Below are 15,089 nucleotides of genomic sequence, written 5' to 3'. Positions count from 1 at the left end.
CTTATTTGATTTATGATGATTTTTATTTGTTATTTATTATTGAGTCACCTTCATTGAACATAAAGGTAAAACACTTTTATTATTTAAGCAATACGAAACGCTTCACTTCAATAAATTCTCCTGTATAATTTTCCGTTGCTTTTGCTGACATTCGATAAAAATATACCCCACTGGAAAAATGCGACGCATCGAAGATTACTTCATCTGGACCTGCAGACCTCAATTCATCTTGAAATAGTGTTGCTACTCGTTGTCCGAGAATGTTATAAACACTTATTGATACGCGCGCTTCATACGGAAGTTCGTATTGAATTGTTGTCGTAACATTAAATGGATTCGGATAATTTTGCAATAATCTATACGTCGTAGGATTTGCATACGTTGATTCTGCAACGGTATCTGTTTTTGTAACATCTTGACGCAGAAATGGAACCCGATATAACAGTTTTCCTTTCGACGTTATTTTTAAGGGTGAATATACACCGTTTGCCGTATCAAATTCAACTTGAGATTCAGGTACATCAAATGCATGATTAATTTCAACGAGCGAAGAACATAATGCTGAATAAAACGTAATGTCAGAACTATTTCCGACGGAATGGAATTTCCAGAACGTCAACATAGTGTCAACAGTACGCGCAAGTTGTCTTAACGTTTTTTTGTATAAAATACTCGTTGTATCTGTTGGATAATAATATATTTCTCCAAGGTGCGGGTATGCAATGCGAGCATCACTCATTGCAATGTTCATTTTCAGTGTTAACAGTTCTCCGGCAAGTTTATTATTATAGAGCGAAATACGTTTGGGATTGCGATATACACCTTGCATCTTTTCATATCCTCTTGATGTTCCCGTATGACCAATGAACGAACGCACATATTCCGCCTTGTTAACGATTTGGATGAACGCAAGCGTATCTTCTTTCAATCTGTTTTTGGATAATGAAATTCCAAGCAGCAATCCGTCTTTTTGTTTTGCATACACTTTTGCGTATGCGCTATCGGCAATGTTTCCTATTGTTGGTTTTTGTTGCATAGCAACAGGAATATTGGATTGTCGTGCAAGTTTCTTAGGAATAATTTTCCATTTTTCCTGTGTAAACGATATATAGCGTTCTTGCGTTGGAAAATTGATAAAATCTATCGTATCTATGGTTCCGCTGTTGATGTTTAATGTAACTTTTCTTGAAGTATCCACGCTAATGATGCCATTCAAGGCGAATCCAAGCGGTGTCCATCCAGTGCTATCGTGATTCTCTATTGTGTACGTTCCGTCAACTAATCTATCAAGATTCCAAACGCCCGCAATCGTATCACTGTGGCGTATATCATCTTTATAAAGAATATATCTCCACGCGATTGGAAGCTGGTCATTAGTCGTTGAAAGCAATTTATCTTCGTCAAGAAATGTTCGAACGGTAAGTATATTTTTGTGAAAATTATATATCGAAATCTCTGATGTAGTTCCGCCATAAATTTCAAACGAAATATTATTCAATCTGCTATCTATCGTATCATCAATTTGATAGCCGCTCACTCGATAACCAACGTGTTTCCAATGAATGCTATCTTTTTGAATAACATAGTATCTTCCATCTTTGATATTGTTTATCGTGAGCGAATCGTTTGCCAGAACTTCTCCTATCAACTCCCCTCCGATTGTTCCTTTACGAATTTCAAATGTCCAATTTTGTAAATTCGGATTGAGCATATTCACGAAATTCGTATCAGTTACTCGATAAGAAACAATCTGCACTTTATTTCCTTGCAATGCATTATTCGTATCAGCAAGAGTAAACCGCATAGAAGGAACGATAACATTTACACTGTCGGCAATAACACTATCGCCAAAAACCGGATTTGTTCTGCTTTCTTTCGTATAACCGAACCAAGAATCTCCGTTGTTAGTAGAAGTCCATAGCCGAAATGAATTTTCTTCTTGTCCAATAGTATCATTTGCATGATTATAATGAAGTAAAATATTTCCCCGAAAATTCGTAGATGTTTGAAATGCTACGTCAAAATAACGCGCGATAGAATGATGGTTTTCAAACGTTGAATCTCCAACACCGTTTAATTGTGTTCCGGTTATTCGTTCTACTTTCGTTCGTATGGAATTCTGAGCAAAAGAAGTAATTTCCAATCCTATATCATTGAATGTATTATTTTCATTCAATCGTAATGTTCTGTCTGCAATAACTTTTCCAAAAATTTCGTTTCCGGAAATTTCATACAATTTCGCTGAAGTATCTAGCAAAACAGAATACGCATTGGTGATAAGTTTTCCCATGGCAATTCTTAATGAATCCTTTACTATAATATGCGCATGCAACGATACGTTATTTTCGTTAAACAATTGAAGTTTATGAAATGGCACTGTTGTTGAACCGGTAATCGTCTGCAATGAATCTCCCTGAAATAATATTTTACTCGTTTGCGGGTTGAGCGTTCCATTCACGATGAGATTTCCTTTTAATGTATGGCGTGAAGAACCCAGTTCCAGTTCCGCATTTGTTGTAATCACTAAATCTTTTTCAATGGTAAGTTTTCCTGTAATTGTTTTCACACCGGAACCACTGATTAGAACGCTATAGAAATTGCTTGATTCAATTTCTTGCGAAACATCAACACCGTTAAAATCAAATGTGCCGAATGTTTTCAGTATTCCGGTGTTTTGTAAATTACCTTTTACTGCAACATATAAACTTTCAGTAGATAGTGTATTGTCGTCAAGAATAATGATATGATTAAACTGATACGAACCTGTTCCAAACAGCGTTGATATACTTTGATTGTTATCTACTCTTAACGTACCGGAGGCAACGTAATTTCCTTTATTAATAATGGAACCCTCAAGCACGATTAAATCGCGGTTATCCTTAAACGTTGTAAGTGTATCAATATGGAGTTCTCGCAAAATTTTGAGTGTTCTATCGGGACCATAAGCAGTTTTATTTCCCGTATTGGACAAACGAAGTTCACCATAAACAATTGCAGGAATTGTTTGCGCCCCAGAACCATTAAATTCGATTACTGATGAGGTATCTGCTGTAATAATAACGTTGTTCAAATCGTTCCCATTAATACTTCCCGATATGCGAAGATATGAAGCAGGTTCAATTTTCAATGAATGCTGTTGAGGAATGATAATATTGTTTAATTGCATTTTCCCTCGAATATATGTATCGGAACCAATGAACGTTACCACGCCATTGGTTTGCTGAATCATTCCATTGTTTTCTATTTCAAGTCGTTTTTGTATTTGAAAACTTGACGCAGTAAAAACAGTGTCGGTTATGATGAGATTATTAAATTTTGTTTCAGAATTTCCCGAAATGTTTCCATTTAAAGTATCCGAACCTGCTGCAAATCTATTGTAATCACCGTTATTTTCCCACGTTCCCATCACGCGAACTCCAAACGATTGAGGAAAAATTTGCGCTCCGTTTCCGATGGCCACATTTCCATTGACAAAAATATTTCCACTCAAACCACAGCGACCAATTCCGCTAAAATGAATAGTGTAGAAATTACTTGCAGAAATAGTTTGTGTATCAATTCCTGTAAACGTTACAATACCGTTCGAATTAAATATTCCTCCGTTATTTTTTTCCCAATTTTTTGATACAAAAATAGTTTTCCAGTTATCATTTAACACTGCGCTTGAATTTATTTTTACTGTACCAAAACGAAACGTTCCATTGCCAAGCAACGTCGTATTACCTTCAAGCGATAAGATTCCGCTTCCAAGATATTCACCATCAACATGGACATTATTCGATACAGTTACTTGATATCCGCTATCAACAAATGAAACGCCGTTTTTAATTTCTAAAATCTTTGTTACTGTTATTTCTCCTCTTGCAGTTTTTATTCCACTTCCACCGAATACAACATTATTAAATTGCGTTGCGTTCAAAAATTGATTTTTTCCTGCAAACACTATTGTTCCATTAGGAAAAGAAAAAGTATTGTTCTTTTTCCAATTCCCCCAAACGTTCAATGAATAATTTCCGTTAAAACCGATTTGCCCATCAATCGTAATATTTCCGCATTCTGCTTTGGATGAATTAGAATCGATAGTAACTACTTTTCCCAAAGGAATAAACACACTATCGCTCTTGGTTGGAATTCCTTCAGGTCTCCAGTTCTTCGGATTGTTCCAAAACAGCTCTCCCGATCCACTTGCAATACGACTAACAAACGGTGAAAACGTTAGGTATTGAAATGTATCTACTCCCATCGTTGTAACAGATTGTTCCAAATATGTTTTTTTACTCGAATCAATTTTTATCCATTGTTTTCCACTGTCCAACGATTTCCACAAATACAACGTATTTTCGTCTTGTCCGTTGACTTCACGAACATTGTAGAACAATTTTAACGAACCATTTATCGAAGAATCTTCGGCAGAAAGAAAGTACGCTCTATTAATAACCGCATTGCTATCGAACCCGCGAACATATTCTCCAGAAATACGTTCTATGGTCGTTACTCCCGGAGAATTTCCACTGTATTTCATTTCTGCTCCGATGTTACCAAAGGAATATGTTGATTCCGGTAACGTAACAGATTCCGTTTTTTCAATTCTTCCAAACAAATTGCCTCCCGTCGTCGCTATGTTTTCCGTGAGTGAATGTAACAAAATGATTTTCAAACTATTCGACGTGCGCAATGTTGTTTGTTCATTGATGACAATGTTGTAAAACGGCGAAGAAATTCCTTGCACCCACGCATCGCCGTCGTTGTTGAAAATAATTGTGCTGGTACCCGGTATAAATGTACCAGTGTTGATAAAATTACTATCAAGCGTATGAGTATAATTTCCTGCAACAAACGGTGCCGGATTTTGATTCTTGAAATTTCCTTCAATCAAGAAATTGCCATTAGCAATTTTTGTTCCACTGTTCTCAAACTGTACGTTGTAAAAATTACTTTCGCTAATGTGCTGCGTATCTGTTCCATTAAAAATTACCGTCGAACGCATCGCAGTAAATGATGCTGTTGAATCTATCGTCCAATTTCCAGCAACATACAGCACCGTATTCAATTTCACCAACGAGGAATCAACAAAATCTATATTACCAGATACATTCAGTTGACCGGAAATTGTTTTCACACCGTTGTTTGCAAATTCGATATGATGAAAAGGGGAAGTAGAAATTTGTTGAGAATTACTTCCGTTAAACGAAACAGTTCCAGTTGCAACAAATTGTGCAAACGAATGTTTATTCCAATGTTCTTTCACGGAAAAGGTTAATCCGCCATCGTTGAAATAATTTACTATTTCTACATTATTGAAAATAATTAGTCCGTTGCCGGAAAGAAATGTCGAATCCAAAAATTGAATTGTTCCAAAACCAAAATATTTAGAATCCACATGCAAATTACCTTTCAACGAAACGATGTTGCCATCATCGTTAAAATTGCCGGAAGCAACAGTAAAATTACCGTCAACCGTGATGTTTTCTTTTGCAAGAATGTTATTGTTTGTTCCATTGACAACAAGATGATGGAACATAGTCGAATCAAGAATGTTTTGCGTTTGTGTTCCGTTAAACGCAATTGTTGAAGTTCCTTGAATAAATGCGCCGCTACGATTCCAATCGCCACCAACTCTAATGGTGCTGTTATTTGCAAACAGCGAATCATCATGCAACGTAAACGAACCGCCAATATTCAGATTGTTCCCTTGTGTTGTAAATTTCCCGCTGTACAACACAAAATCATTCTCTATGAAAATATTTCCGTTTTGCAGAACAGTTCCACTCGGTTTATCTATTTCCAGATTATAAAAATTTCCAGATGAGATTTGTTGATTCGTTGCTCCTTTTAAAACAGCGTTGCCGCTCGAAATAAACGTTCCGTTGTTTCTCCAATTTCCAGCAACATTCAATCCGATTCCACCATCATCTAATGAGCCATTAATGATAACATTGTTGAAATTGTAATCGCCGGACCCGGATAGTACTGTTGTTCCGTCAAAAATCGTCGTTCCCGATGCAGTGAAATCCGAAGCAATATCAATATTGCCGTTGATACGTATTTGATTTCCATTATCGTTAAACGTTACGCCGTTTATTGATAGATTCTCAAACGTCAGTGAATCTACTGCTGATTTCACTCCGCTTCCTTTCAGCTTCACGTTGTAAAACTCCGATTTTCCAATTTGTTGATTCGCACCTTCAAACACCACTATTCCTGTTCCCGAATTAAAAATTCCAGAATTCCTCCAGTTACCAAAAACGTGAATTGCACTGTCGCCTCCATTGTGTGTAAGTGTACCAGCAATATTCATTGTTCCAACGGAAGCAGAATATCCATTCGGAATTATGAGCGTCGTTGCCGAAGGAATATAAATCGAATCTGCTGATGTAGGAACTCCTCCCGGCTTCCAAACATCGGGATTATCCCACAAACCGTTCAGGACAACAGGACTCCTTCCTATCAACGAAGAAAACGCAAATGTAATGAGAGAATCGGAATCAAAATTGTTGAGGGAAAATATATTCGTTACACTATCAAACGTGCTTTCGGGAAGGCGTTTCCATATTTCTCCATTATCACTGCTTGACCAAATTTTTAAGTGAGCGTTCTTCTGGTAATTCAATTCTATTTCACGATTGAATGTCATTTCAATGTTTGCAGAAAAAGTACTTCGGCTTGTTTGAATTTCGTACGTTCGCAGAATTGCAGTCGAATCCTTAAAGTTCGTCGGAATTTTACCGCTCATTCTTTTTACAATAACATTTCCTAATGAATCATCATTCGTAGGGATGGTAATTGTTGTTCCAATGCCGTTAAATACATACGTATCCGATGACGAATGTACACGCTGCGTCGTACGTAACTCTCCGAACACATATCCATTTTCAATGAGCGTATCGAGTATTGTTATGTAACTTCCGCTATCTATTTTCAGCGTCGTATTCGCTTCAATTCGCAATGCATTGATAACTGTATTGCCCTTGAAATACGCCGTGTCTGAATTGGTAAAAATTATTTTTCCATTATTTGTAGTGAATGAGCCATTATCAGTCCAGTTGCCACCAATGGTATGTGTAAAATTTCCTCCGTTAAAATTGGAAAGAATTTCAACGTTACCTTCAATGAATAAATCGTCTTGCGCAGTTTTTCCACCTTCATTCGAGAAGCGAAGATTATAGAAATTGCCTTTACTGATAAGTTGCGACGTTCCGCTTGCCGCATTAAATTCAATTGTTGACTCATCAGATTGAAATTCAGCATTGCCCAACTTAAACCAACTTCCACTCACCGTGTGAGTATAATTTCCTGCGGCAAACGTTGAACCTTGAATGAACGTTACGTTCCCGGATATTGTTAAAACTCCGTTGGCTATTTTTTTCCCCGTCCCAACAAAAATAATATTATTGAAATTACTTTGTGAAAGATGTTGTTCTTCGCTGCTAACAAAAACAACAGAACCTTTGGAAATAAACGTTCCGTTATTTACCCAATTGCCTTTTACAGAATCGGTCGAAGTTCCTCCGTCTACTGTTACATTTGTATCAATTTCTACGTTCCGAAATATATTGGTGCTAAACAACTTTTTTATTCCGTTTCCCATAAAGTACACATCACGAAATGTTCCGTACCGTATCGCTTGCGAATCTGCGCTGTTGAAATACACGTTTCCAGTTGAAGAAAAAACTCCGTTATTATTGAGCCAATGTTTTCCAACGGTTGCAGAATAATCAAAAGCGTCAACAAAAACGTTCTCGTCAATGGAAATACTGCCGCTTGTAACAATATTGCCTTGGATATTTTTTGTTCCGTTATTTTTAAAAGCAACGTTGGCAAAATTACTTGCGCTGATATTTTGAACTCCGCCATCATTACGGATAAAAAGAACTGTTCCGTTTCCAGCATTAAATATTGCTGTTGTTTCTTTTTTCCAATTTCTTGAAATTGACAACGCTCCATCCGACATTGTAAGCATTCCGGCAATATAAATGCTTCTGCATTGCGCAGTATATGTTTGCGGAATGGTAACTTCATAATTTGTCGGTATGAAAACACTGTCAGAAACATTGGGAATTCCGGTTGGCAACCAATCTACAGAATTATCCCATTGTGTTTGAGCATTTCCTGCAACACGTACTTGTGATGGTGAAATTGCCCACGAAGAAAAACTTCCGGCAACAAGAATTTCGACAGTATGCGCTTGCGTATCTACTGAACTTTGTTCAATAAACCATTCATTTCCGTCATTAGTGCTCTTCCACAATTTTAATCGCGATTCTTCTAATCCTTGCAAATCGCGCACAACGTTATACTTAAACGATAGTGATGCCGAAACAGGCGCAAATTGCGACGTAATATGGAAATATCTTGTAATCGCCTGATTCACTGCAAATCCGGTTGGAACAGTTCCCGTTGTTCGTGTTACAATTGTAGTTTCCGGAGAAATTGGACCAGTGAAATTAATCGTAGCGCCAAGATTACTGAAATTGTAAAAGGTCAACGGGTCATTCAATTTTTTTATCGAACGTACATTACCAAGAAGATAGCCACTCCCGATTTCATTCAACAAACCTCTGATTGTAATGGTATCTCCTGCACTTACGGTCATTGTACTTTGATTTGAAATATCTACGTCGAAGAAATATGTTTTTCCGGAAATTATTCCGTTCCCGTTTTTTGTAAAAACAAATTTTGATGTTCCTGCATCCAACATTCCATTGTCGTTCCAATTTCCACCGACCGTATGCGAAAACGTTCCAGCAGAAAGTGTAACGTTCGTATCAATCAATATATTTCCTTCAACGGAAACGGATGCGGCAAACACTTTTATCCCATTTCCCGAAAATTCCACATTACCAAAATTGGAAGCAGAAATACGTTGATTGCCGCCAAGAAATTCTACTGTTGTTCCGTTTGCTGTAAATGTTCCGCTCTTTTGCCATTCACCGAAAATTTCTAATGAAGAACTCATATTTCCCGAAAGCGTTCCCTGAATATACATTCCTTTGGCAATTGCAACTGCGTTTTCATCAATTGTCGCTTTCGTTCCTAACGGAATAAATACACTGTCAATAGACGTTGGAAGTGAGCGCGGCGACCAGTTTGCAGGATTATTCCACGTATCATTCGTTGCAACAAATCTCTTCAATCGCGTTGATGAAATCGCCCACAAAGAAAATTCCGTAACATTATTCAACTGAACGGAATTATTCACCGTTGTTACAATACTTTGCGTTTGATTGAACCACGATGTTCCGTTTGCATTTCCTTTCCATAACGTTAACTGACTTTCTTTTTGATATGCAACATTAAACTCATTGGCTTCATTATATTTTAATGTTATTGAAGCAACTGTTGGTGCAAATGCTGATTGGATCGAATAATAACGATTTAACGCTTCCGTAGAATCAAATCCTGGAGGAAATTTTCCTGTGATACGAGTAATCGTTGTTATTCCCGGAAGATTTCCGGTAAATGAAATAGTTGCGCCGATATTTCCAAACACGTATGAACCTTCTGCATTGAGGTTTTCTTGTTTTAAAATTATTCCTCGAACATATCCGTTTTCCGAAATATTTCCTCGCAATTCAATAGTATCTTCGTCTGCAATATGTATTACTGTGCCAGCATTTACGGTAAGATTATTGAACGCCGTATTTCCAGAAAACTCTACGGTTCCGTTTTTTGTAAAGATAAACGAACTTATGTTTGGATGGAATGTACCGCTGTTAGTCCAGTTTCCGCCTATAGTATGTAGAAAATTTCCCGCTGAAAAAGTAGAACTAATAAGTACGTCGCCTATAATAGCGAGCACACCGTTTGAAGTTTTAACACCACCACCGCCAAAAATAACGTGCGCAAAATTACTTGCTTCAATGGATTGATTTCCATTTCCATCAAATATCACTGTTGAATTTGTAGCAACGAATGTGCCGTTGTTCGTCCATTTTCCGGCAACAGAAATCGTATTGCCATTGGCATCAAATTCAACACCATTCAATGAAAATTCTCCGTCAATATTCAGATTTCCGTTTAACGTTTTCTTTCCATTTCCGGAAAGCGTAAGATTCCGAAAATCGCTCGAAGAAATTGTTTGCGCCGCACCGTTAAATACAACAGCAGAATTATCTCCGCTGAGGAACGTTCCGCTGTTCATCCAATTTCCTGCAATTGATACAGTAAAATCTGCCGCGTCAAGTGTATCTTCAATAACAAGATTTCCCTTTACAGAAAGCGAACGTTGTAAAATTTTTTTTCCGTTCCCTCCAAAGAGTACATTCTTAAATGAAGAAGCAAAAATTGTTTGCTGAGTATTTCCGCTGAAAATTACGGTGCTATCTGAAATAAGCGCGCCAACATTCGAATAATTTCCTAATACGATAATTTCTCTTGCGCCAACGTTGAGCGTTTTATTTGCATTTACAACAACGTCAGTGAAAGTAAATGTTCCATTTCCCAAAAACAAAGAATTATCAGTAAAGTGAATCGTGCCATTTCCAACATACGCATAATTGTTATCAATATTCTTCTTCACGGTAATTGTTTTTCCGCCGTCAGTGAACGTTGTTTGTCCGTCAATAAAAAAATCAGACATCACAGATATGTTTCCATTTACTGTTTTCGTTCCTCCATTAAGAAATGAAATGTTATCGTAACTTCCAGCGGGGATCGTTTGGTCAGTTTCTTTATTGAACTCCACATACGTTGGCGAATTTGTTGTTGCATCAAAATTTCCAAGTATGATAAACGAATCTGCAATACCGAGCAGCGAATTGGTTTGAAGTGTTAGCGAACTTCCACCGACTATTTTCGCTGAATACAAATTTGCATTTCCCGTAAGTGAAATAAAACCGGAGAATTGCGTTGTTCCATAAGTTTGTGTAAAACTTTTTTGGTTTGCAACAATCAGTGAATTAGTAACAGTTATTCCACTCGTAGCAGTTACGTTTTCCTGAATTTCTAAATTTTTTATGGTAGGGGAAGTTGCGCCGGAAAAAGAAGTTCCGTCGCCAATCATTGTAAGCGAATTGGCGTTCTGAACAATTCCGTTTGTTATCCAATTTCCACCAACAATCAGCGAAAAATTTGCGACATCAAACATGGTCGCTGAATCTATTTCGACATTACCCGTAACGGTCAAAGCATTGGAAATAGTTTTCGTATCTCCGCCGCCGAAACGAATATTGTGAAAATTCGTAGCGGTGATTTGTTGAAGCGTGTTACCGTTGAAGTATATTGAAGAATTAGCGGAAACAAAATTTCCGTTCTGCAAAAAATTTCCGCCAATACGATGAGTATTATTCCCACCGATGAATGTTACATTTGCATCAATTTGAAAATTTCTGAAAACTGTAATTTCACCAATTGCGGTTTTGTTTCCATTTCCGCCCAAAACGAGATTTCTGAATTGTCCACCGTCAATTGTTTGATTTCCATTCGTATTATTGTTCAACGTAACGGTAGAATTTCCGGTTGCAAACAATGTTCCGTTATTATTTTTCCAATCGCCTGCGACAGTAACATTATTTTCGCCGATATTAATAACGGCTCCATTGCCTATCACTACATTTTTTGCAACAGAAAAATCGTCGCTAAATTTTTTTTCTCCGCTATTTGCAAAAGAAAGATTGTAAAAATTCAATGCATCGATCTCTTGTGTTTCTGTTCCGTTAAAATTGATTACACCATTTCCAACATTGAACGAAGCATTAGCACCTAATCGAAAATTACCAGCAACATTAAGCGTACACACATTTGTCATCGTCAATGTGCCTTGTACATTGACAATTCCTGCGTTCGCTACTGAATCTTCTTCGATGGTACAAAGTGCATCGAGAGGAATAAGCACGCTATCTGAACTTGTAGGAATTCCAACGGGTCTCCAGTTAGTATCAATGTGCCACGAACTATTATTAACTACAAATCTTCGAATAAGATTGGAAGAAAATGCCCACTGCGAAAATTGAGTTACGTTGGTATCGGTAACAGAACGCTCACCAGTAATTTTAAAACTTGAACCTTTTAATTCCCAAACAGAACTATTTAATTCTGCGCGCCATAATTTAATTTTTTCCTCCGTTTGTTCGTTGATTTCCGACTGATGATATTGTAATGTAAGTTGTGCATCAAACGGACCAACATTTGTTGGAGCAACAATAAATTTTCTTTTTACAACTTGTCCATCAAAACCATCAGGAATAATTCCGCTGATTCTTTGAACCGTTGTTAATCCCAATGTATTTCCATTGAATAAAATTTTGGCGCCAATTCCACCAAACGAATACAACGTGTTTGCTGAACTGAGATTTTGTTCGGTTTCAAGCGTTCCTAATATATAACCGTTCTCTGTGAGCGTTCCTTCAAGAAACAAAATATTTCCACTCTTTACTTCAACTGTCGTTCCGTTTGCAACGAAGATATTGTACGCATAAGTATTCGTGTCGCCTAAAAGATACGATGTTCCGTTTTTATTGAATGAAAGCGTACTTGTAGCAGAAGAAAAAAATCCATTGTTTAGAAAATTTCCAGCAATCGTTATTATTGCATTTCCGCCGTTCACTTCCGCGCCATCAATAATCGCAATACTATCTTCTACGAAAATATTTCCTGTAATTGTTTTTACGCCGCTATTTAAGAAAAGCAAGATATCAAATGTTCCTCCGTTAATAAATTGATTATCTGTTCCATTAAAACGAAGTACCGAACCTTGTGCATTCAACGTTGCGTTTGGACTTGTCGTCCAATTTCCATTAACCGTATGCGAAAAATTTCCTAATGTAACAGTAACATCATTATTGAAAGATACATCGCCGTTGATGACAAGTTCACCAGTTATATTTTTAGGAGTTGAATTTGAAAAAATAATGTTGGAGAATATTGAAGCACTTATTGTTTGTACGCCTGCTTCGTTTCCGTTGAATATAACTGTTCCACTACTTGGAAGATACACTCCCGCATTATTCCAATTTCCTGAAACGGAAAATGTTACGTCGTCATGAGTAAGTAAATTGCTAATGATTACGTTTGTAAATTTTGTATTTCCATTCCCGGAAAGAACTGTGTTGCCGTCAAAAATTATTACGTCATTACCTTGAAACGTACCATCATTGGCAAAATTTCCTTTGATTATAATTTGATTGCCGTTGTCGTTCATTATTCCTATTTGAACGAAAAGAGCGCTATCAAGAATTATATTATCCATTAAAAAAAGCGTTCCATTGTTTTTATTCACAGTTAACGATTTCAACACTGTTCCACTACTCGTAAGGCTTTGATTTCCGATTCCATTGAAAGTTACATTGTTCGTAAGCGTAAGCGTGGCTCCGTTATTTATCCAGTTTCCTGATATTTGCAGTGCGCCGTTAATTACTTTGTTTCCAATATTATTGAATTCTATATTATAAAAATTACTACTTTTGATTTCTTGATTGCCAGTTCCACTAAATACCGCAGTTCCAAACGCCGAGTATGTTCCTGTGTTTATCCAGTTTCCATTTACAAAAAACTGTTTCCCGTTATCGTTGATAAAATTAGAAATCTCAACTGAATAAAACGTAAAATTTCCGTTGCCGTTGAGTATCGTTGTTCCGTTAAATTTTGTAATTCCTGTCGCTAAAAATGAACCATTTGCACCTACGAAAACATTTCCACCCAATGAATCCGTAAAACCACCATCTGCATAATGTATATTTTCATCAACAGTGAAATTTCCTCCAACACCAATATTTCCGCTTCCGGTCTTAATACCACCTCCACTTAATTCAAGATGATTATAATGTTGCGAAGAGATTGATTGATTACCATTTGCATAATATCTGCAAGTAGAAGTCGGAGAAAAATAAACGTTAGGAAAATTGACAGGAAAATTATTTTCACCTCCTATAAGTAATTGCGAAGTCCCCAACACAGTCAACGAATCGGTTAAAGGAATACCGGCAGTAGTTCTGTTCGCAGTGAAATTGAATAAATCTAAAATGCCGCTATAGACTTGAAGTTTACTGACAATCTTAACATTTGTATCTAATTTCAGTACGCTACCACTTGGTTTGCTAATACGTAAATTTCTGAACTGTGTTTCCGCAGCACCAAAAATTCTTTGCGTATCAGTACCAAAAAATTCGACGGTATTTCCAGCAGCAGTAAGGTATGTTCCGTTGTTCAACCAATTTCCTGCAATACGATGCGTTTTTTGCGACTTACCATCAAATGTTGCACCCTCGCTAATGGTTAAGTCTTTATTGATAGTTAAAGATTGTTCTCCATTTTTCTTCCCAACACCGGAAAAAAGTAAATTACCGTATCCAACGTTGTTTATTGTTTGTGCGCCGTTTCCGTAATATTCTACAATACTTGTTAAAGACAAATAATAATTAGCATATCCAGAAGGAAACGGATTCGAACCGCCGATACGTAATTTCGTATTGCCTGCTAAAACAAAATTTCCAACAGCATTTGGCGTACTCATCAAGTATTCTCCCAAATCCACAATTCCTGCAGAATCAATCCAATTGCCTTTCACTGAACAATGCAATTCAGATAACAATAGAATTCCTCCAGTTTTATTAACAACAAAGTTATAAAATGTTGGACCTCCACCAATTGTTTGATTCAGTGCGCCAAAAAAACGTACAGTACTGCTTCCTTGAATAAAATCTCCGCTCATTATCCAATTTCCGCTGATATTGATAACTTCAGAACCCGTGCATTGAAGTTCGCCATCTACGATAATATTCCCTGATACTGTTAGTGTTCTGTTTGTTGTAATTTTCAAAACACTCGAATTTTGCGAAGAACCTTCTGTCAGTAAAATTGATAATGATGCGCACAATGCATTGGTTTGTTCAATATTGACGGTAATCGGACTTTCATCTGTACCACTGATAACAACAGTATCATTTATTGTAGGAACTGCATTACCACTCCATATTGAAGGGTTATTCCAATCGCCAGAATCTATCGCATTCTTTATCTGTGCGAACGTGGGATAAGAATAAAATGCGAGAGCAACAAATAATGTACAGAGTAGAAAAAAACGATTTAGAATTCGTAGTGCACGAGATTGTATCATAAAATGGCTGAAGTTATAAAAACTCAAAGAGAAATAC

1 protein-coding gene is annotated in these 15,089 nt (G+C 36.9%); it reads right to left on the bottom strand.

Annotation, left to right across the window (positions count from 1 at the left end; translation table 11 throughout):
* Positions 1 to 79 precede the first annotated feature (79 nt).
* Complete coding sequence (locus tag FJ218_03015) at positions 80 to 15,052, bottom strand: hypothetical protein (protein MBM4165881.1); 14,973 nt, start codon at positions 15,050 to 15,052, stop codon at positions 80 to 82.
* Positions 15,053 to 15,089: the final 37 nt, after the last annotated feature.

Source organism: Ignavibacteria bacterium (assembly GCA_016873775.1).
Taxonomy (GTDB): Bacteria; Bacteroidota; Ignavibacteria; order UBA10030; family F1-140-MAGs086; genus JAGXRH01.
This window is presented reverse-complemented; position numbering and strand designations above follow the sequence as displayed.

Excerpts from the sequence above, each read along its gene's own strand:
- FJ218_03015 (MBM4165881.1), bottom strand. The coding sequence starts at position 15,052 with ATGATACAATCTCGTGCACTACGAATTCTAAATCGTTTTTTTCTACTC.